The organism is Kushneria indalinina DSM 14324, from assembly GCF_003385845.1.
Taxonomy (GTDB): Bacteria; Pseudomonadota; Gammaproteobacteria; order Pseudomonadales; family Halomonadaceae; genus Kushneria; species Kushneria indalinina.
This window is the reverse complement of the sequence record NZ_QRDJ01000006.1, coordinates 887,381-907,182: the sequence shown is the minus strand read 5'-3', so window position 1 is coordinate 907,182 and position 19,802 is coordinate 887,381. Positions and strand designations below refer to the sequence as shown.

21 protein-coding genes, 1 tRNA gene and 1 riboswitch are annotated in these 19,802 nt (G+C 60.1%); of the genes, 7 read left to right on the top strand and 15 right to left on the bottom strand.

Going from position 1 to position 19,802, the window contains the following annotated elements; genetic code table 11:
• Window positions 1-3 precede the first annotated feature (3 nt).
• Together C8D72_RS04175 and C8D72_RS04170 are read left to right on the top strand one after the other, a co-directional pair.
• Window positions 4-1,080 (top strand): ABC transporter permease, encoded by a 1,077-nt coding sequence (locus C8D72_RS04175; protein WP_281271597.1) that lies wholly within the window; start codon window positions 4-6, stop codon window positions 1,078-1,080.
• On the top strand, window positions 1,077-2,675 hold the full coding sequence (locus tag C8D72_RS04170) for an ABC transporter ATP-binding protein (RefSeq protein ID WP_115853106.1): 1,599 nt from the start codon (window positions 1,077-1,079) through the stop codon (window positions 2,673-2,675). The genes C8D72_RS04175 and C8D72_RS04170 overlap by 4 nt, the downstream gene beginning before the upstream one ends.
• A 149-nt stretch (window positions 2,676-2,824) precedes the next feature.
• Here the strand turns inward: C8D72_RS04170 and C8D72_RS04165 are convergent, their stop codons facing one another.
• From C8D72_RS04165 to cobT, 15 genes are all read right to left on the bottom strand, one after another.
• Window positions 2,825-3,607: an amidohydrolase gene (locus tag C8D72_RS04165; protein WP_115853616.1), complete on the bottom strand. Its 783-nt coding sequence runs from the start codon at window positions 3,605-3,607 to the stop codon at window positions 2,825-2,827.
• A gap of 306 nt (window positions 3,608-3,913) precedes the next feature.
• Window positions 3,914-4,753: an alpha/beta fold hydrolase gene (locus tag C8D72_RS04160; protein WP_115853105.1), complete on the bottom strand. Its 840-nt coding sequence runs from the start codon at window positions 4,751-4,753 to the stop codon at window positions 3,914-3,916.
• A 485-nt stretch (window positions 4,754-5,238) separates the two neighbouring features.
• Complete coding sequence (locus C8D72_RS04155; protein WP_147301498.1) at window positions 5,239-5,592, bottom strand: hypothetical protein; 354 nt, start codon at window positions 5,590-5,592, stop codon at window positions 5,239-5,241.
• 148 nt (window positions 5,593-5,740) lie between these two features.
• Complete coding sequence (locus C8D72_RS17510) at window positions 5,741-5,884, bottom strand: hypothetical protein (protein ID WP_170140495.1); 144 nt, start codon at window positions 5,882-5,884, stop codon at window positions 5,741-5,743.
• Window positions 5,885-6,078: 194 nt separating this feature from the next.
• Window positions 6,079-6,155: transfer RNA gene (locus tag C8D72_RS04150), tRNA-Pro, on the bottom strand.
• Window positions 6,156-6,235: 80 nt separating this feature from the next.
• Window positions 6,236-6,898, bottom strand: a complete 663-nt coding sequence (locus C8D72_RS04145; protein ID WP_115853103.1) for a metallophosphoesterase — start codon at window positions 6,896-6,898, stop codon at window positions 6,236-6,238.
• A 73-nt stretch (window positions 6,899-6,971) separates the two neighbouring features.
• A complete protein-coding gene (locus C8D72_RS04140) occupies window positions 6,972-7,127 on the bottom strand; it encodes a YqaE/Pmp3 family membrane protein (RefSeq protein ID WP_115853615.1) in 156 nt (51 codons plus the stop codon).
• A 51-nt stretch (window positions 7,128-7,178) separates the two neighbouring features.
• Complete coding sequence (locus tag C8D72_RS04135) at window positions 7,179-7,703, bottom strand: hypothetical protein (RefSeq protein ID WP_115853102.1); 525 nt, start codon at window positions 7,701-7,703, stop codon at window positions 7,179-7,181.
• A 252-nt stretch (window positions 7,704-7,955) separates the two neighbouring features.
• Window positions 7,956-8,600: a 5,6-dimethylbenzimidazole synthase gene (gene bluB / locus C8D72_RS04130; RefSeq protein ID WP_115853101.1), complete on the bottom strand. Its 645-nt coding sequence runs from the start codon at window positions 8,598-8,600 to the stop codon at window positions 7,956-7,958.
• Window positions 8,597-9,724 carry a threonine-phosphate decarboxylase gene (locus tag C8D72_RS04125; RefSeq protein WP_115853100.1) on the bottom strand — a complete coding sequence of 376 codons (1,128 nt, stop codon included), beginning with the start codon at window positions 9,722-9,724 and terminating at the stop codon, window positions 8,597-8,599. The genes bluB and C8D72_RS04125 overlap by 4 nt, the downstream gene beginning before the upstream one ends.
• Window positions 9,721-10,662, bottom strand: coding sequence for an adenosylcobinamide-phosphate synthase CbiB (cbiB, locus tag C8D72_RS04120; RefSeq protein ID WP_115853099.1), 942 nt, complete (start codon window positions 10,660-10,662; stop codon window positions 9,721-9,723). The genes C8D72_RS04125 and cbiB overlap by 4 nt, the downstream gene beginning before the upstream one ends.
• A gap of 48 nt (window positions 10,663-10,710) precedes the next feature.
• Entirely contained in the window at window positions 10,711-11,370 is a 660-nt protein-coding gene (locus C8D72_RS04115) for a histidine phosphatase family protein (RefSeq protein ID WP_115853098.1), read from the bottom strand.
• Window positions 11,367-11,888 carry a bifunctional adenosylcobinamide kinase/adenosylcobinamide-phosphate guanylyltransferase gene (gene cobU / locus C8D72_RS04110; RefSeq protein WP_115853097.1) on the bottom strand — a complete coding sequence of 174 codons (522 nt, stop codon included), beginning with the start codon at window positions 11,886-11,888 and terminating at the stop codon, window positions 11,367-11,369. The genes C8D72_RS04115 and cobU overlap by 4 nt, the downstream gene beginning before the upstream one ends.
• Window positions 11,881-12,663: an adenosylcobinamide-GDP ribazoletransferase gene (gene cobS / locus C8D72_RS04105; RefSeq protein ID WP_115853096.1), complete on the bottom strand. Its 783-nt coding sequence runs from the start codon at window positions 12,661-12,663 to the stop codon at window positions 11,881-11,883. Before cobS ends, cobU begins: the two co-directional genes overlap by 8 nt.
• Entirely contained in the window at window positions 12,660-13,691 is a 1,032-nt protein-coding gene (gene cobT, locus C8D72_RS04100; protein WP_115853614.1) for a nicotinate-nucleotide--dimethylbenzimidazole phosphoribosyltransferase, read from the bottom strand. The genes cobS and cobT overlap by 4 nt, the downstream gene beginning before the upstream one ends.
• Before the next feature lie 131 nt (window positions 13,692-13,822).
• Window positions 13,823-14,043, top strand: a riboswitch (cobalamin riboswitch).
• A gap of 194 nt (window positions 14,044-14,237) precedes the next feature.
• On the opposite strand from cobT, the gene C8D72_RS04095 reads away from it, so the two are divergent.
• From C8D72_RS04095 to cobW, 5 genes are all read left to right on the top strand, one after another.
• Complete coding sequence (locus tag C8D72_RS04095; RefSeq protein WP_115853095.1) at window positions 14,238-16,223, top strand: ATP-binding protein; 1,986 nt, start codon at window positions 14,238-14,240, stop codon at window positions 16,221-16,223.
• A gap of 71 nt (window positions 16,224-16,294) precedes the next feature.
• On the top strand, window positions 16,295-16,861 hold the full coding sequence (gene cobO / locus C8D72_RS04090; RefSeq protein ID WP_115853613.1) for a cob(I)yrinic acid a,c-diamide adenosyltransferase: 567 nt from the start codon (window positions 16,295-16,297) through the stop codon (window positions 16,859-16,861).
• Window positions 16,861-18,225, top strand: coding sequence for a cobyrinic acid a,c-diamide synthase CobB (locus C8D72_RS04085; protein WP_115853094.1), 1,365 nt, complete (start codon window positions 16,861-16,863; stop codon window positions 18,223-18,225). The genes cobO and C8D72_RS04085 overlap by 1 nt, the downstream gene beginning before the upstream one ends.
• On the top strand, window positions 18,215-18,649 hold the full coding sequence (locus C8D72_RS04080) for a cobalamin biosynthesis protein (protein WP_170140494.1): 435 nt from the start codon (window positions 18,215-18,217) through the stop codon (window positions 18,647-18,649). Before C8D72_RS04085 ends, C8D72_RS04080 begins: the two co-directional genes overlap by 11 nt.
• Before the next feature lie 22 nt (window positions 18,650-18,671).
• On the top strand, window positions 18,672-19,781 hold the full coding sequence (cobW, locus tag C8D72_RS04075) for a cobalamin biosynthesis protein CobW (protein WP_115853092.1): 1,110 nt from the start codon (window positions 18,672-18,674) through the stop codon (window positions 19,779-19,781).
• Window positions 19,782-19,802 lie beyond the last annotated feature (21 nt).

Below are 19,802 nucleotides of genomic sequence, written 5' to 3'. Positions count from 1 at the left end.
CGCTTGTCCAACCATGCCCCCTTCCCGGCCAGAAGCCGTCTCTCTCCCATCATGCGACGTCGGCTGGCCGTCTTTCGCGGCAACCGGCGAGCCATGGTCGCCAGTGGTCTATTTCTGGCGCTGCTGGTGGTGACGCTACCCGCCGAGCTGATCGCCAATGACACGCCGCTGGTGGTGCGTTTTGACGGTCAGTGGTACTGGCCGCTGCTGGTGGACTATCCCGAAACCGTCTTCGGTGGCTTTTTACCCACCACTGCGCTCTACAGCGATCCGGCCGTTTTGTCGTTGATTCGTGATCAGGGGTGGCTGGTTCAGCCACCCATTCCCTTCTCCTGGCAGAGCATCGACATGACGCTCGATATGCCCGCGCCGGCCCCGCCGAGTGCGGCCCACTGGCTGGGGACCGATGATCAGGGGCGCGACGTGCTGGCCCGGGTGATCTACGGCTTTCGACTCTCGGTGCTTTTTGCCGGACTGGTAACACTGGGGTCGGTGCTGATCGGCGTTATCGTGGGCGCGGTGCAGGGCTATGTCGGTGGCCGGGTAGATCTGGTCGGGCAGCGCGTGATCGAGCTGTGGTCCGGCCTGCCGATGCTGTTTATTCTGATTATTCTCTCCAGCCTGGTGGTGCCCAGCGTGTGGTGGCTGGCGCTGATCATGATTGCCTTTTCATGGCTGGGGCTGGTCGATATCGTGCGGGCCGAGTTTCTGCGTGCCCGCAACCTTGACTATGTTCGCGCGGCCCGCGCCATGGGCCTGCCGGCACGGCTGATCATGGCTCGCCACGTGCTGCCCAACGCCATGGTCTCTACCCTGACCTTTCTGCCGTTTATCTTTACCGGCGCCATCACCACGTTGACGGCGCTGGATTTTCTGGGCTTCGGCCTGCCGCCGGGCTCCCCGTCTCTGGGCGAGCTGGTGGCACAGGGCAAGAACAATCTGCAGGCGCCCTGGCTGGGGATAACGGCGTTCATGACCCTGGCCATTCTCTTGTCGCTGCTGGTGTTTATCGGTGAAGGGCTGCGTGACGCCTTTGATCCGCGCCACGCGGTGCAGCCGGTGGCCGGGAGTGCGGCATGATGGAGACGTCCGGCAACCCCGTTTTTTCGCTGGAAAAGCTGCGTGTTTTTGCAGACGACAAGCCTCTGGTGCATGGGGTCAGTCTTGCCATCGAGGCGGGTGAAACGCTGGCGCTGGTCGGCGAGTCCGGCTCCGGCAAGACCATGACCGCCATGGCCGCGCTGGATCTTGTTCCCCCGGGCATCCGGGTCGAAGGTGGCCGATGGCTGGGAGAGACCCGGCTTGAAGGGCTTTCCCGCCGTGACTGGGAAACCCTTCATGGCGATCGGGTCGGTGTGGTGTTTCAGGAACCCATGAGTGCGCTTAACCCGCTGCACCGCATCGGTCGTCAGATCGGCGAGGCCATCACCCTGCACCAGCCGCTACATGGCAGTGCCCTGCGGGCGCGTATCCTTGAGCTGATGCAACAGGTGCGCCTGCCGCGCCCCGAACAGCTGATCAATGCCTGGCCGCACGAGCTTTCCGGCGGACAGCGCCAGCGCGTGGTCATTGCCATGGCGATCGCCAACCGTCCCGAGCTTCTGGTGGCCGATGAGCCCACAACCGCGCTTGATGTGACCGTGTCGCGTGAAATTTTGCTGCTGCTGCGGGATCTGGCCGACTCGATGGGCATGGCGATGCTGCTGATCACGCATGATCTCAATCTGGTACGGCGCTGGGCGGATCGGGTATGCGTGCTGCATCAGGGGCGCGTGCAGGAGACCGGCATGACCCGTGAGGTACTGTCGCACCCGACCAGCATTTACACTCAATCCCTGATCGAGGCCGAACCGGAAGGTAGACCGGCGCCCGTGTCGGCGCAGGCCCCCGAGATATTGTCAGCCAGTGACCTGTCGGTGGCCTTTCAAAGGCCCAGACCGCTGTTGAAACCACGCCCGGCTCCGTTCGTTGCCTTGAAGCCCACCTCTCTGACCCTGCTGCAGGGAGAGACGCTCGGCATTGTCGGCGAATCCGGCTCCGGCAAGAGCACGCTGGCGCAGGCGCTGCTGCGTCTGGTGGCCTCAAGTGGCGAGATCAGGCTGGGCGATACCCGCCTTGACCGTCTGGGTGGCCGCGCGCTGCGTCTTGAGCGCCGGCACATGCAAATCGTGTTTCAGGACCCCTTTGGCGCCCTGTCACCGCGCATGACCATTGAGGATATCGTCAGCGAAGGACTTCGCTTTCATTTTCCCGAACTGGACCGCAATGCGCTGCGTGAGCAGGTGGTTCAGACGCTGTCATCCGTCGGGCTGGCAACGGATGCGCTGGCACGCTATCCGCATGAGTTTTCCGGTGGCCAGCGCGCACGTATCGCGCTGGCGCGAGCGTTGATTCTGCATCCTCGTATTCTGGTGCTTGATGAGCCGACATCCTCGCTGGATCGTACCGTTCAAGGCCAGCTTATTGAGCTTTTACGCACCCTTCAGCGCGAACGCCAGCTCAGCTATCTTTTTATCAGTCATGATCTGGCAGTGGTCAAAGCCATGGCGCATCGTCTTATGGTGCTCAAGGATGGCGAGATGATCGAGCATGGTGCGACCCGTGAAGTCATCGAGCGGCCGCGCCATGCCTATACACGCCAGCTGATCGAGGCCGCGTTTGATCGATCGACGTGATCGGGGCTTTATTGAGCTGACGTTATTGCCGCCGCTTGAAGTCCATACAGAGTACTGGACGCCGTGGTCTGTCCGAGCACCAGTCCCTGTCCCCAAAAGGCCCCGAGCATTACTGCCCGGGGCCTTTTCGATCATGAGCATGCGACTGGCTAGACGTGCAGCGTAAAGCGGTCAGCATCGCGATGCGTTGGATATTGTTCACGGAAGTCTTCAAGACTTTCCTTGCCGATGACACCGGTACGCACAAAGGCGCGATCCGGCGCTTCATCGATCAGCGCATCGCCGCGGTAGTCGATCAACAGTGAATCACCGCTGTAATGCAGATCGTTGCCGTCATTGCCTACCCGGTTGACACCGATGACATAACAAAGATTCTCGATGGCGCGCGCCTGTAGCAGCGTTCGCCACTGCATGCGTCTCGGCGAGGGCCAGTTGGCGACACAAATCATGATGTCATATTCACAGTCAACGTTGCGCAGCCACACGGGAAAGCGCAGGTCATAGCAGACCGTCAGCAGGATTTTGAAGCCGTTGAGCTCGACCACGGTTCGTTCATTGCCCATGGCATAGTGTTCGTGCTCATCGGCCATGCGAAAAAGATGCCGCTTGTCATAGGTCACCATGGTCCCATCCGGGCGGGCCCAGATCATGCGATTGAAATACTGTCCCCCTTCGGCAACCGCGACACTGCCGGTGACCACGGCGTGGTGTGACTGCGCGGCCTGCTGCATCCAGGCGACAGCCTTGCTCTGATCCATGGGCTCGGCCATACGATCCGGGGCCATGCTGAATCCGGTGGAAAACATTTCCGGCAAAACAATCAGATCGCTTGTAGTGACATCCTGAAGCCACTCATCAAGTAACTGACAGTTGGTACCGATATCTTCCCAGCGCAGGTCAGCCTGCACCAGTGTTGTTCTCAGTTCGCTCATGATAATGATCCAGTATTTATCAAGCGTTTTAAAAAAGGCCGAACGGGTTTTCCGCCGATACACCTTTAGTAGAAAGAGAAGGCGCTATCACATTCCTGTCATCTTGATCGGCCATGGTTGCCGTGCCGGAAAAGAGAAAAACATTGTGCAGGGAAGCACATGGACAGGGAGTTCGATGGCAACAGGAGGTTGACTGGGCTCACACGACTTCCGGTAACAGTGACACTGTGTAAAGCCTGACGGCCAGCAACCTGCTGGCCGAATTTTTTCGGGGGAAGGCCACAGACGAGCCTTCCCCTTCTTTCATTAGCGTCCCTTCTCGAGGAAGTCGATCAGAAGCCGGTTGAGCTCCTGAGCATGCGTGAAGTTGAGGCCATGCGGACCATCCTTCACGACTTCAAGACGAGCATTCTTGATCATGTCTGCCGAGCGCTGGCCGCTGGCAGCCAGCGGAACAATTTGATCGTCATCGCCATGGATGACCAGGGTCGGCACATCAAATTTTTCCAGATCCTGACGAAAGTCAGTAAAGCCAAAGGCCTTGATGCACTCCTGGGTGGCTCTGGGGGAGGCAAAGTTGGCAATGCTCTGGTTATAGGCCAAAAGCTCATCGGAAAGCGTGGGCGCCTGGCCGTCATGATTGACGAACAGCTTGCCGAAGCCGCCCAGAAAACCGGGCCGATCCTGTTTCACGTTGGTCAGCATGTCATCAAAGATGGACTGATCCACTCCTTCGGGATTGTCACCGGTCTTGAGCATGAAGGGCGGTACAGCGCCAACCAGGACAGCGCCGCGAACACGCTTGCTGCCATGACGCCCCAGATAGCGAGCGACTTCGCCACCGCCCATTGAAAAACCGACCAGCGTGGCATCATCGATATTCAGATGTTCCAGAAGGCCTGCCAGGTCATCGGCAAGTGTGTCGTAGTCATAGCCCTGCCATGGCTTTTCCGACTCACCAAAGCCGCGACGGTCATAGGCGATGCAGCGATAGCCTGCCTCCGTCAGGGCGTTGATCTGGTACTCCCACATGCGGTGACTCAGCGGCCAGCCATGGATCAGCACCACTGTCGGCCCCTGCCCGCAATCCTGATAGTAAAGATCGATGGCATTGTTGTTACTGTCGATGATATTGGCATAGGCCATGAATCAGTCTCCCTCACTGGATGAGTAACACACGTCATAGCCTGCAAGGTAGCTCAGCAGCGTGATGCCTGCCTGGCCCTGACAGGTTGCTACTCGCCATGTTCAGACCATAAAAAGCCGCCTCCCGGAGGAAGGCGGCGAAAGGACCTGATGATGAGGAGAGAATCCATTCCGGCACCTGACATACCGAAATGAACCAGACGTCGTGACGTCTGAAAAACACTCTGAAGGATCCTGAAAGGGAAATCAATGCAAAAGAGAATTATTTTTATTTGAGACGATGTGCTATTTGATGGAAGCAGGCATAAAAAAACCGCCTCGGTGAGGCGGTATGAGGTTTGGACAGTCAGCCGTTTAGTCAGGGTAAGCCGACTGTCACTGCTCCTCATCAAGCAGTAAGCATATGCAACAAGTATACCGCACATTTTGTGTGGATTTGAGGCAAATCTGACAATGGCGTTCATTGTCAGATTCGAAAACCCCGGTTACCCCTGGCCTTCGCAGGGATACCACTTGTTGCGTTGATCGATGATTTCTCGCGGATAGCCGGTCATCTGAATGGAGGGCTGCTTCATTGCCTCGGCGCGCAGAATATTAACGTGCATGTTTTCCGGTGAATCGACGGAGACCACCTCCCCGATCATCAGAAAATTACCCCAGGTCTTGTCACTATAGGGCTGGCAGACATTCATGCCGTTATAGCCGACCAGCTGCGGCGGTGGCGGCACGACCGCGGCGCTTTCCGGTTTGTCTGAAGAAAACAGAGAACAACCTGATAGTGCACCGATGGCTACTGTGATGCCCAGCCATCGTGTAGCGCTTTTCAATTGACGAGCCACGCCTTTTCTCCTGAGTCTGTAATGACCAAAGATTAAAAATTCTTAAGCGCCAAAAGGGTTTATTGGTCGCGCGCGCCAGCATAACCGCGACGATGGAGCCTTGTCCCTACTATTTTCGCAGGCATCTTCCAATACTTTGGAATGCTCTCTATGAGGTGCGTTTGCGCCAGATATCCCAGGCCACACCACAGGCGATGCCAAGCATGATACTCATTGCCATGCTCTGGCTGGGCAACCAGGCCACCAGCCCCACCACCGTACCTACCAGCATTCCGGGCAGGTTTTTCATCATGTTGTCTCCTGTTGGGTAACGTTATGCACCATTCAAGCAAAAGCAGATGTTCAGGGCACGCAAGTTATAGGATGAAAAAGAGTTCCATTACGAAAGAGAGTTTTACTACGAAAGAGAGAGTCGATGGCGGCAGAAGTCCGGACGCAAAAAAGCCGCTTCGGTTGTTAACCGTAGCGGCTTTTTCATAAAGCTTTTGGTCGGGGCGACAGGATTCGAACCTGCGACCTCCACAACCCCATTGTGGCGCGCTACCAAGCTGCGCTACGCCCCGACACTGCTCTCTATATTTGCGAGAACGGGGCGTATCCTACATTACTGTTCTGCAAAAGGAAAGAGGCAGTTAACGCAGATTCATGAATTCCTGCCCTTTTCCATCATGGCCGCGATATCCTCGAGTCGCTCCAGACAGATGCGGCCGCTGAAAAAGGATCCGAGGTCGATATAGCGCACGTTCCCAAGTGTTTTGGGTTCGGCCACCGGTGTGTGTCCCACAACGACGGCAGTAATGTTGGAAACGATGTCCTGATTGCCGGATTCGATCCGTTGACGTGACCAGAGCAGCGTTTCGCGTGATGTCCCGCGAATGTCGGCCCAGTCCTTCGGCGGTTCGGCATGGACGATCCCCACCACACCATGAGAGGTCTCCACCTCAAACGCCAGTGGCATTTTCATCATGGCCTCGGCCAGGCGATTTCTCAGCACGACCTTGTCATGCTGCTGCGACCACTCTCCCCCGTTGCCGAGCCATTGCCCCCAGTGATTATCAAAGAGCGCATTGCGCGCCATCATTTCGTGGTTGCCGGTCACCGCAAAGCAGCCGGGTTGATGTACCAGCTCCAGGCACTTTAGGGAGTCGGGGCCGCGGTCAATCAAATCACCCACGCTAAAGAGACGATCCCTGTCTGGATCGAATTCGACTCGGGTCAGTTCACGCTCAAGTAATGCGTAGTGCCCGTGCAGATCGCCAACGACGTAGTCATGGCCGCTGACGTTGCGTTCGAATCGCTTGAGCATTCATGGACTCCGGTAATTGTTGGGCATGCGTCGCATCATAAACGAAATAACCGCTTGTTTTGACACCATCACGTCAGGTCACAACGATCAGGGCATGAATGATACCGGGGATATAACCCATGAGGGTAAGCAGTAGATTAAGCCAGAGAGCATCGCCAATGCCCACAGCCAGATAGACCGCCAGAGGGGGAAGAAGAAAGGAAAGAACAATCAGGGATACGGGATCCATCGGGAAGGTCTCGATGGCAGAGCCCATCAAGGGCTCTGCCAGCATATTCATTTACCAGCTTATGGCGTTTTTAACCTGCTCGGGTGACAGAACATGACGGGCATACTGCTGCCCCTGGTTGGAGCCGGCATCATACGGGTTTTGTGTATTGATGTAGGCGACCAGCACCTGATCATTTTTGGTATCGATGACATGAGGCGGTGTCGAGCCACTGCGATCCTTTGCCTGGCGCTGCATCTGTTCCCATTCCTGCTGTGGGTAGGCAGCCAGGGCCAGCAACGGCTCGGGGTCACTATTACGCTCGTAGTTCCTGTAATAGAACACTGACATGTTATCGGCATCGATGCGTTGATCATTCCACTCGAACGTATCGCGCTGGACGATGCCATTTTGCCAGTTTTCAGGATAGGTGAAGGTATAACCGACCGTCGTATTCCGATACCCCTGCTCGGACTGCGGAATCACGCTATCGATATTGGGATCTTCCTGCCTGGGCTCGGAGCTTGAGCAGCCTGCCACGGCAAACATGGCGCCTGCGATGGCCAGCGTGGTGGCCCCTTTTTTAATAAATGACATCCAGCATCCTCCTTGAGTCAATAAGTCCTGCATAAATCAATATAGTCCATTTCATGATTTAACAAATGTTCTAATAACGCCCAGGAGGTTAATTCGAAAGTGCGAATTTAAAAGAGAACTGCCTGGCCGATGAATTAATACTCATTTTTGGTCGATGCAAAACCTGAAGGCGCTTTGACATTCAGGAACTGCCTATCGGTGTACAGGGAAGACCACCGGGCGTGGCGTATAAAGTGCTTTCAGAAATCAGTGCTATTCGGGCCAGCCATCAATACCCATCAGGGCTGCCAGTGAACGACGCTGATCCCATCCTTTCTCCTCCAGCATGGGCGCGCTGTAAAAGGCCTCGACATGCCCCATGCACAAAATGGCAATGGGCCAGGCGCCTTCAGGAGCATTGATCAGTGATTTAAGCGCCTCGGGATCAAAGAGCGAGACCCAGCCAACGCCAATGCCTTCGGCCCGGCCGGCCAGCCAGAGATTCTGAATGGCGCAGCTGGCCGAGGCGAGATCCATCTCGTTGAGGGTGCGCCGCCCGAACACATACTGTTCGCGCGCCTCGCAAAGCGCCACAACCCACAGTTCCGGGCATTCGCGAATGCCCTCGACCTTGAGTTCCAGAAATGCCTGACCGCGTTCATCAAGCGCCTGCGCCGTCGCCTGGCGCTCATCATCCACGAGCCGGGCCATGGCCTCTCGCAGGGAAGGATCGCGGATGCAGACAAAGCGCCAGGGCTGCATGTACCCAACGCTTGGCGCGTCATGCGCGGCCTCGAGCATTCGCCGTATCACATCCGGGTCGACCGAATCAGGCAGGAAGTGGCGCATGTCCCGGCGCTCACGAATGACCCGATAGATCGCTGCTTTTTCTGCTTCGCTATAGGCATGATCATTCATGCTGTCTTCCCCACGGCCTTGCCGGCTGCTGACATGGCCTGTTCAAGCTGATGGTTCGCCTGTGGACTTTCATCATGCAGCCCGAAGCGCAATATGGCGCGCTGTTCATCCACTACCCACAAACGCGTCAGTACGCTCTGATGCACAAACGCTTCATGCCACTGCCGAGCGCGAGCCAGCGGCATGTCAAAGCCATTGAAAAGTGCGCTCTGACGCCAGCGCATGACATCACCATGCGCCCTGAGCCGCTCTTCAAGCCATTGCCCCTGCTCCCGACTGGCGCGTTGCAGGGTTGCCCGCATGCCATGTTGCCAATTTTGATCTGCCAGGGCTTCCATACCCGCCAGTTGAGCGGGTGATGTCACCCGCCAGGGCCCCTGCATTGATGACAATCGCTGCATGATTCCTGATTGCCCTGCCCCGATAACTGCGCCCAGGCGTAACCCGGCCAGGCCAAAAAACTTGCCCAGCGAGCGCAGCACCACGATGTTGTCAGAGATATCCGGCAGCAGGCTCTGCTCGGGCGTTGCATCGGCAAAGGCTTCGTCGACGATCAACACCGCGCCCTTCCTTTGCAGTTCAGCGGCCCACACGCGTAATACGTGGGGCACCACATGCTGCCCACCTGGATTATTGGGATTGATGACAACCACGGCGCGCAGGTTTTCTATACCAGACAAATCACCCATCACCGCATCAGGGCTATCCGCATCGTAATAAAGCGTACGATGCCCGGCCTGCTGCCAGCGCCATTCGTGCTCTCGATAGCCAATATCGGGGAGTGCCACGCTCCCCCGCGCACAACATTGCGGCAGATTCTCGATGGCCCACTGAGAGCCAGGAATATTTAAAAGGGTCAACGATGGGTGTAATCGGCTTTCGCCAGTATCGACCGGGTGCCCCAGATAATAACGAATGGCCGCGTCATGAAGTGCCTTGTCATGGTCTGGCAGTGCCTGGCAGGCGCTGGCATCGATAGGCGTTATCGGATAGGGCCAGGGATTGATGCCGGTGGAAAGATCCAGCCAGTCATGACGTTCAATACCCTGTCGGCGGCTGATCTCCGCCAACCTGCCGCCGTGTTCCGGCAAGGGGTTGAGTAAGGGACCGGAAGCATCATTCATGACAACACCCAGGTAATGATGAGAAGTACGGCCAGCCAAATCAGCAGCGCATGGCGGATAAGTGTGCAGGCACGCTGGATATCGACCGTGGTTGCAGGGCGACCGATACCCAGCACCGGGCTTTCGATATGCCTGCCGTGATAGATACCGCCGCCGCCCAGCTGTATGCCCAATGCACCGGCGCCGGCAGCCATGACGGGTCCCGCATTGGGGCTCTTCCAGCTTCTGCCCTGCTTCCACCAGCATGCAAGGGCTGCGTTAAAGGTGCTTTTTGAAGTCTGCCAGTGCCAGCCGGCCAGTGCATAGGACAGTGCCGTTAATCGAGCCGGTATCCAGTTCATGACGTCATCCACGCGCGCTGCCACACGGCCGAAATAAAGATAGCGCTCGCTGCGATAGCCCCACATGGCATCGAGCGTATTGACGATACGATAAAGGACAACGCCCGGGATGCCGGCGACGGCAAACCAGAACAGTGCGGCGAAGAGTGCATCGCTGCCGTTTTCAAGTACGGATTCACAGGTTGCGCGCGATATCCCGGAAGCATCGAGCTGATGAGTGTCTCGGCTGACCAGCATCGCCACCTGTTGACGCGCTGCTGTCATATCCCCCTTTGAAAGCGGCAGATAAACGCGTAGCGCGTGTTCAATCAGGCTTTTGTGGCCGATGGCCAGATAAAGCGTGAGGATCGCCAGCAAATTGTGCCAGAACCCTTCAACAAAACGATCGACCCATATCACTGGCAGCATGATGGGCACGACGACCATGAGCCATCCCGCAAGACCGGCCAATAGCGTCCTGGTTGTTTGCTGTCTTAAGGGATAAATGCGTTTTTCAACGGTAGCAATCCACCACCCCAGCCCGATCAGCGGATGAAATCGACGAGGTTCTCCTCGTATCTGGTCAACTATGAGAGATCCAACAATAATTAACCACATAGAAGATAACGGTATAATTTTGATTGATCACGACGTTTTCCCGTCACTTTACGCTCCCAGAGAGCACAGCTGCTCAAACCGTTCATCGCTTTGCCTATCGATATCCACCCGTAGCCGAGCCACGCCCGCATAAGGCAGATGTAAACGGTGAAGGTAGATACCCTGCAGGGTCGGCATACCCAGCCGCATTGCTACCCAGCTTTTGATGACACCGGCATGGCCACAGACCAGCAGTCGTACCGGGGCGCCGCTCTCCTTTTGTTGCTGCGTGTCCGCCAGCGCCAGACCCTTTTCCAGAATGAGCTGCCACCCCTGCTCGATGCGCTCCAGAAAATCATCAAGGGGCTCCCCGCCCGGCGGCGGAAATGCCTGAGGATCCACCCAGAAGTTTTCCAGCGCCGGCCGAGAATGCTGCAACAGTTCTTCCGTGGGGATGCCATCCCAGGTTCCGAAATTCATCTCCATGGTCTCGACCACGGTATGCAGTGACACGTCCCAATCCTGTGCCAGCGTCTCCCCCACGCGTTTGCAGCGAATCAACGGTGAACTGACAATCGCATGAGGGCGCGGCAACCGTTCTGCCGCCGCCAGCATGTCGACTCTCCCCTCAACACTCAGCGCCACATCGGTATGCCCCCGCAGACACTGCTGTGGCCCTTCACAGGCGCCATGACGCAGACAATCAATCATCAGGGTCTGAAACGTCATGCTCTGTCGCCCTTGAGGCACTGCGGCAGTCCGGCGACCACCCACCAGACGCGTTGACAATGTTCCGCCAGCGCCTGATGAAGCCGGCCGGCTTCATCCACGAAGCGTCGTGACAGGGCATTCATGGGCACCACCCCCTGACCCACCTCATTGCTGACCATCAGGACACGACCGGGAGCGGCGCTGAGAGCCTCCAGCAGTCGAGCACGTTCCTGTACGAAGCGCTCTTCGCCTTCAAGCAGAAGGTTGGTCAGCCAGAGGGTCAGGCAGTCCACCAGTAATAGGCGATCAGGCCGGGCATGACAGGCGATGGCATCGCCAAGGGCCAGCGGCGCCTCCACCAGCGCCCAGTGAGCGGGCCTTCGCGCCTGGTGGGCCTTGATGCGCGTGTACATTTCGCTGTCATCATGCACCTGCGCTGTCGCTATATAGGTCACCTCACCATCACTTTGCGCGGCAAGCCGCTCACCATGGGCGCTTTTGCCACTGCGCGCACCGCCAAGAATCAGCTCATGCATGAAGCACCACCAGAACCAGATATAACAGAATTTCGGTAATCTGCTGCACGGCGCCCAGCGCATCCCCCGTAACACCACCAAGCTGTCGGTTCAGCCAGCGATACAGGACCAGCCCCGACAGCGCCGTTGTCAGAAGCAATACGAGCCCCGACGCCACACCGGCGGCCAGGACCGCCACAATGACGGCGATGCCAGCCAGCCAGCCACGATCACTGCCGCGCTGATGCCCGGTCAGCGCCTGCACCTTGCTGTGACCATCCGATCGAAGATACGGCAGCAGGCCCATCATGAAGGCCGCCAGCCCACGGCTCAGACTGTGAGAGGTGATAAGGGCGACCATCACCAGAGCGGCGTCCTGCTGCGCCAGCGCGCTCAACAGCAGCCAACGACCAACCAGACTCACGCTCAGCGCCAGCACGCCGTAGCTGCCTACCCGGCTGTCCTTCATGATGGCCAGACGCTGCGCCACATCCTGTCCGCCGCCGAGACCATCCATGCAGTCCGCCAGCCCATCCTCGTGCAGCGCACCGGTGAGCCAGAGCGACAGCCCCAGGACCATGAACACCGCCACCGCTGAGGGCAGATAGGCTTCGATGCCCCAGTACACCAGGGCAAGCCCCAGCCCGATCAGCGCCCCGACCAGCGAGAACCAGCGATGACAGCGCCCCAGCGCCTGCGGCGTGACCTCGCCACGAATGCGCACCGGCAGGCGGGTCAGAAAACTCACCGCCAGGCAGCCCCACTGCCACTGACGCATCAGGCCGTCGCGATTCATAACGTCAAACCGGCGTCATCCAGCGAGGCCATCTCGTGATAAAAGGCCAGCGCCGAGCGCAGCAGCGGCAATGCCAGGGCCGCACCGGACCCTTCTCCCAGGCGCAGTCCCATATGCAGAAGAGGCACCGCCTCGAGCTGATCCAGCAGTGGCCTGTGACCGCGCTCGTCGCCACAGTGTGAAAAGATCAGATAGCCCCGTGCCTGCGGTGCAAGACGACAGGCACACAGCGCCGCCACGGTGGTAATGAAACCATCGACCAGAACCACCATGCCCTTTTCGGCAGCGGCCAGAATCGCGCCCACCATGCTGGCGATTTCAAAACCGCCCAGTGCCGCCAGCGTCGATTGCGGATCCAGCAGGGCCTGGGCATGACGCTGAAGCCCCAGCTGCACGATCTCCTGCTTGCGCTTCATGATGGTTGGCGTCACGCCGCTGCCGGCCCCAATGCACATCTCAAACGGCAGATGGGTCAACGCCGCCATCAGCGCGCTGGCACTGGTCGTGTTGCCAATGCCCATCTCCCCCAGTGCGATCAGATTGCACCCGTCGGCATGAAGCTCATCGATCAGCCGACGACTGTTGTCAAACGCTGTGTCGAGCTGCTCGAGCGTCATGGCGGGCTCACGATGAAAGGGGGCCGTCATCTCCCCCAGACGCTGACTGACCAGCTGCGGATGCGGTTCATGCGCCTTGAGCGTGCCGCAATCGATCACCTTAAGCGCCAGGTCGGCCTGGCGACAGAACACGTTGATCGAGGCCGTGCCCGCAAGAAAGTGATGCACCATCAGATGGGTGATCGAGGGCTCGACAATAGAGACCCCTTCGGCTGCCACGCCGTGGTCGCCGGCAAAAAGGAGCATGACCGGCGATTCAATGGCAGTCCGTGACGGCCCCAGAATACGCACCAGTGACGCCGCCGTGGTTTCCAGCGTGCCCAGCGACCCCGGCGGCTTTAATCGGCTATCGATGTGGGCCTGAATACTGGCGTCATCGCCACCGTCAGGTGGTGAAATGTTAAAGGTCATGACATTGACTCGGGTAAACATGCACAGACGCTACCAGGCACCCGGTAGCGGAACAACGATAAAGTGACGCCACGCCTCAGGCGGGCCCGGGCGCACCGCTGCGCCGGGCTTGACTCCATCATTGCCCCGGCCCACGATGAGCAGCGCTCGGGTGCCCGTGCCGTCTGCACGGGATAATCGGGAAAGTGATGCAAGTTCACTGCTGTCCCCGCAACGGTAATCGAGTGGCTTGAAGCAGGCGCCTGGCGCCAGACCACTGACCTTCTTCATGGTCGGGAAGGTGCTTCAGCCCGGCAGAACACCTATCTGCCAGCTCGTCAGCCCGGAGACCGGCCCGGCGATAATACAGGGTGGTGATGCTTACGACATCATCAGTAATGACTGCCACGCGTACGGGTCGATACGCAGGAGCACACGATTGATGCATTTTCCTATCAGGTGGCTGTCCCTGCCGACAGCCGCTGCGTTTGTTGACGCTGCCACGGACTCCATAGGGTCGACGGGCCGTCTTTTGGTGTCGTCATGCCTCTCTTGCCCGGAGGTGGCATGACCCGGACCACACGCCCCCTTTTCCCCTTTGCGGCCGTCACCGGTCACGAGCGCCTCAAGCTTGCGCTGATTCTGGCCGCACTGGACCCGCGTCTGGGTGGCGTGCTCGTCAGCGGTCCGCGCGGTACGGCCAAATCCACACTGGCACGCAGCCTTGCCGAGCTGCTGCCCTTTTCCCGCTCGTCACTGATCACACTGCCGCTGGGCGCCGACGAAGCCCAGCTGACCGGCACGCTGGATCTGGGGCGGGCCCTGGGCGATGGTGAAGTCGCCTTCCAGCCCGGTCTGCTCGCACGCGCTCATGAAGGCGTGCTCTATATCGACGAGGTCAATCTGCTGCCCGATGCGCTGGTCGATCTGCTGCTCGATGTGGCCGCCAGCGGCGTCAACCATGTCGAACGCGATGGCATCAGCCATCAACACCCCGCAGAGTTCCTGCTGGTCGGTACCATGAATCCCGATGAAGGCGAGCTGCGAGCGCAGCTGCTGGACCGCTTCGGCCTGTCCGTACTGGATCACGCCGCCCCGGATATCGAGCAGCGCCTGCAGATTGTCGAGCGCCGGCTGGCCTTCGATCACGACCCTCATGCCTTCATGGCCGCCTGGCAGGATGAGCAGTCACATTTGAGCGATCGACTGCAGGCTGCTCGTGAACGACTCACGACGGTCGCCCTGCCTCCCGAACTGGCTCGCATCATTGCCAGGCGCTGCGTCGAGGCCGGCGTGGAGGGCGTGCGCGCCGATCTCGCCTGGCGTCGGGGGGCGCTGGCTCATGCCGCCTGGCAGGGTCGAAACACCGTCACGCTGGAAGATATCGAGTCACTGGCGCCACTGGTGCTGGCCCATCGGGCCCCCGAATGGGAGGAAAAGGCCGACACATCTGAAAACGGCAACTCCGGCAATGACAACGGCAGCGCTCGGCGCGACACAGCCGATACAGAAAGCAGGCCACCGGAAGAGAGCAAGGCGCCTGATCAATCGGACCGCTATCAGGGGCGTCGAACGCCCCCCGAGGCGCCGAACCGGCCCGATCTCACATCGCGCCACGAGGCCTCGGGCGACCGGACTGATGCGGCGCCGCCACCGCATTCTGACAACCGCAAAGAGCATCAGGCGTCTGACGAGAATCGTGGTGATCGTCGTGACAAGCACAACGGTGACTGGGGCCATCTACCAGCCCACCGGCCATCGCTTGCCCTGAATGCGACTACCGGCGGATCTATTCAGCTGCCCTCAGCCGAACCGACACCGCGGACCGGACAGAAACATACACAAATGAAGGGCCGCCATGCCATCGGCCGAGCGCGTATCGACTGGCCCGGGAGCCTGCGCAGGGCAGCGACCCACCACGGTCGCCTATCGCTCGACGGTCCGCAGTCACTGGTCTGGCAGCGCGAAAGACGTCGTCCTGAGAAACTCACCTGCATCGTGCTGGATATTTCCGGCTCCAGCCTGAGCCGTCAGGGTGGCCAGCAGCGGTCGCGCCAGCTTGAAAGGGCCATGGCGCTGGTCGAGCGACTCGCCTCCAATGCCTATCTCACGCGTGAGCAGCTGATGCTGCTGACGCTGGGCGGTGACGGCCTTACCGAGGTCATGACGCCCCGGCGGGCGCCGCGCACGATCGCGCCCCTGCTGGAAAGAATTGAACCGGGCGGCGGCACGCCCCTGCGACAAGGGCTTGATGACACCCGCCAGCGTCTGACGCAGCTCTCGCGCCAGAAGCCCGGTGTGACCACCAGCCTCTGGATACTCACCGATGCCCGCAGTCGGGATGACCTGGACATCCCCCTCTTCGCCTGTGAGACGCACATCGTCGACTGCGAACCCCGGGGGGAAGCACTGGGCCGCGCGCAGGAACTGGCCGCAACGCTTGGCGCCACCTGTCATACCCTGGACGGCCTGGTCGACAACACGACCAACAACACACCGGCCGCGTCGCATCCTCACCCCCTTACGACGACAGCGCCCGGGAGAACATCGTGAGTCAGCACCATAGTGATGACAACCATAGTGACGACAACACCGATCAGGAGGCCAGCCGCTATCAGCAGCGCATGGCGACCAAAAAGCGCATCGTTGATGAGCGCATTGCCAATGCCGATCAGGAACGCGGTGTTTTGATCGTGCTCAAGGGCAACGGCAAGGGCAAAAGCAGCTCGGCCTTTGGCACCATGGCCCGCGCCATGGGCCACGGACAGCGCTGTGCGGTCATTCAGTTCATCAAGGGCCGACGCGCCACCGGCGAGTATCTTTTTTTCAACGAGCACCCGCAGGTCGACTTTCACGTCATGGGCCACGGCTTCAGCTGGGAAGTGCGCGACCCCGAACGAGAACGTCAGGCGGCGCAGGAGGCCTGGGCACTGGCAGAACGCCTGCTTGCCGATGACCAGTATCACTTTCTGCTCTTTGACGAGCTTTCCTACATGATCAAGTACGGCTATCTCGACGCCGAGCAGATCGCCCGGGCCCTCAAGGCGCGACCGGCCCACCAGAACGTGATGATCACCGGGCGCACCATGGCCCGCGAAATTCAGGACATCGCCGATACCATCAGCATCATTCACGACGAGCGCCACGCCTTCCGGCTCGGCGTCAAGGCACAGGCGGGGATCGAATACTGATGTCAGATACCGCGTACTGCCCGGCACTCTTTCTTTCTGCCATGGCCTCGGGTCAGGGCAAGACCACTCTCACCGCCGCGCTGGCGCGCTACCACAGCCACCAGGGCCGCCGGGTCGTGGTCTTCAAGACCGGGCCCGACTATCTGGATCCCCAGATTCTGGCGCTGGCCTCGGGCGCGTCGGTGGAACCGCTGGATCTGTGGATGGCCGGTGACACCTTCTGCCGCGAGCAGCTGTACCGCGCCGCCCGTGAGGCCGACCTGATTCTGATCGAAGGCGCCATGGGGCTGTATGACGGCACGCCATCGAGTGCCGATCTGGCGGTGGCCTTCGACATTCCAGTGGCCTGTGTCATCAATGCCCGCGGCATGGCGCAGACCGTGGCCGCCATCGGCCTGGGGCTGGCCCGCTATCGCCCGGAGATGCGCTTTCACGGTCTGGTCGCCAACGCGCTGGGCAGCGAGCGACACCGCCAGCTGATCGAAGACAGCCTGCCCGATGATGTCCGGCTACTGGCCGCCATGCCCCGAGAGGAGCACCTTGCCCTGCCCTCGCGTCATCTGGGGCTGGTCCAGCCCGGCGAGGCGGAAGATCCCGATAGCCTGTCCCTTGATGCTCGACTCGATGCCGCCGCCGATCTGCTCGAAGGCCAGGCCCTGACCGAACTGCCCACGGCGGTGGCGTTCGAACCGCAGGAGATCGACACGCCGCCTCGCGCGCTGGCCGGCAAGCGTATCGGTGTCGCAAGAGATGCAGCGTTCAGCTTTATCTACGCCGCCAATACCCGACTGCTGGAAGCCATGGGGGCCGAGCTCTGCTGGTTCTCGCCGCTGGCAGATACGAGCCTGCCGGAGGCCCTTGATGCTCTGTGGCTGCCGGGCGGCTATCCGGAACTGCACGCCGCGGCGCTGGGCGCCAATCAAAGCATGTGCGAGGCCATTCGACATCTTGATGCACGCGGTCTGCCCATTCTCGCCGAGTGCGGCGGCATGCTCTATCTGCAGCAGACCCTGACCGACCAGGACGGCATCTGCCACCCCATGGCCGGCGTGCTGCCCGGTCACGGCGAGATGCGCACCAAACGCGGCTGTCAGGGCATGCAGAGCGCGCCCCTGGCGGAAGGCGAGATTCGCGGCCATGCGCATCATCACTCCCGAAGCCACGACACGCTGGAACCGATTGCGTATGGCCGTCGTGCCAGCCACCCGGCACCAGGCGAGGCGATCTTTCGGCGCGGTCGACTGACCGCCAGCTATCTGCACCTGTTCTTCCCCTCCAATCCTGCCGCCGTGGCGGCGCTGCTGAGCAGGGACGCAATAACAACGCCATCGGTCCATGTTGAGCGATACCAGCATGCCGAATGAACCCGAACGGGGCCCGATTGCCCTCGGTGTGGGCTGTCGACGGGACTGCCCGTCGGATGCGCTCATGACGCTGGCGGTGCAAACCCTGGCGCTGGCCGGGCTGCAGCCGGATCAGATCACACTGGTGACCACGCTTGAAGGCCGCCAGCACGAGACCGCCATCACCTCACTGGCCAGGGCGTGTCACTGCCCGTTGATCGCGCTATCAAAAGAGGCATTACGGGAGAGCGAACCCGCGATGAGCCAGGTCAGCGAGACAACCCGCCGTGTGCATGGCGTGCCCGGCGTGGCCGAAGCCGCCGCCCTTGCCGCCATACGCCAGCACACCGGCGCGACGGCCCGGCTGCTCGTCAACCGCCAGCAGTGCGCCAGCGCTACCTGTGCACTGGCCACACCGGCAGCCTACATGGCCCTTACCGAATAACCCGTATCATCAGGAGAGCCTCATGCCCCCTATCGAATCTTCACGCCCCGAGCTGCACAAGATCCCCGCTACCGTGGTGACCGGCTTTCTCGGCAGCGGCAAGACCACCCTGCTCTCGCATCTGTTGCGTAACGCCGGCGGCAAGCGCATCGCCGTGATCGTCAACGAATTCGGCGAGCTGGATGTCGACGCTGAACTGGTGCGCAGCTGCCAGCTCGAGGCCTGCGAGGAAAACGAGGTCGTTGAGCGCGAACAGGGTGTCTTCGAGCTCGCCAACGGCTGTATCTGCTGCACGGTAGAAGAAGAGTTTCTGCCGGTGATGCAAAAGCTGGTCGAGCGCCGCGACCAGATCGATCACATCCTGATCGAGACCTCGGGCCTTGCCCTGCCCAAGCCGCTGGTACAGGCCTTCAACTGGCCGGACATCAAGCAGTTCTGCACCGTGGACAGCGTTATTACCGTGGTCGACGGCCCGGCCCTGGCCGCCGGCCGGGTCGCCCATGATCACGAACGTATCGAAGCGCAGCGTCAGGCCGACGAGAGTCTGGATCACGACCCGAGCCTTCAGGAGCTGCTCGACGATCAGCTCGCCTCGGCGGATCTGGTCATCATCAGCAAGGGCGACGCGCTGGATGACGAAGCCCGCCGGGTACTGGAGCAGCAGCTGCGTGGCGAGCTGCCCGAGCGGGTCAAAACCCTCTGGGCCACCCACGGGGAAGTCGATGTGGCCGCGGTCATGGGCATGCAGCTGGCCTCCGAAGGCCGGGCCGACGACATTCATACCCACCATGATGATCATCATGCCCATGGCCGCGAGCATCACCATGCCCATGACGACTTCGACTCCTGTGTCATCACCCTGGCGAGCGTGGACAGCAAGATGCTGGTTCAGGCGCTGGAGCAGGAACTCGCCGAGCAGACCATTTATCGGGTGAAAGGATTTGTCGATGTCGGCAAACCCATGCGCCAGGTGCTTCACGCGGTGGGCAACCGGCTTACCCATCACTTTGACCGCCCCTGGCGCAGTGACGAAACGCGCCAGACCCGGCTGGTGGTGATCGGCAAGCATCTCGATCGTGATCGCCTGCAGGCGGCGCTGGCCGAGGCCGAGCAGCACGAACGCCTCAGCTGAGTGCACAACCCCAGTCCTGCC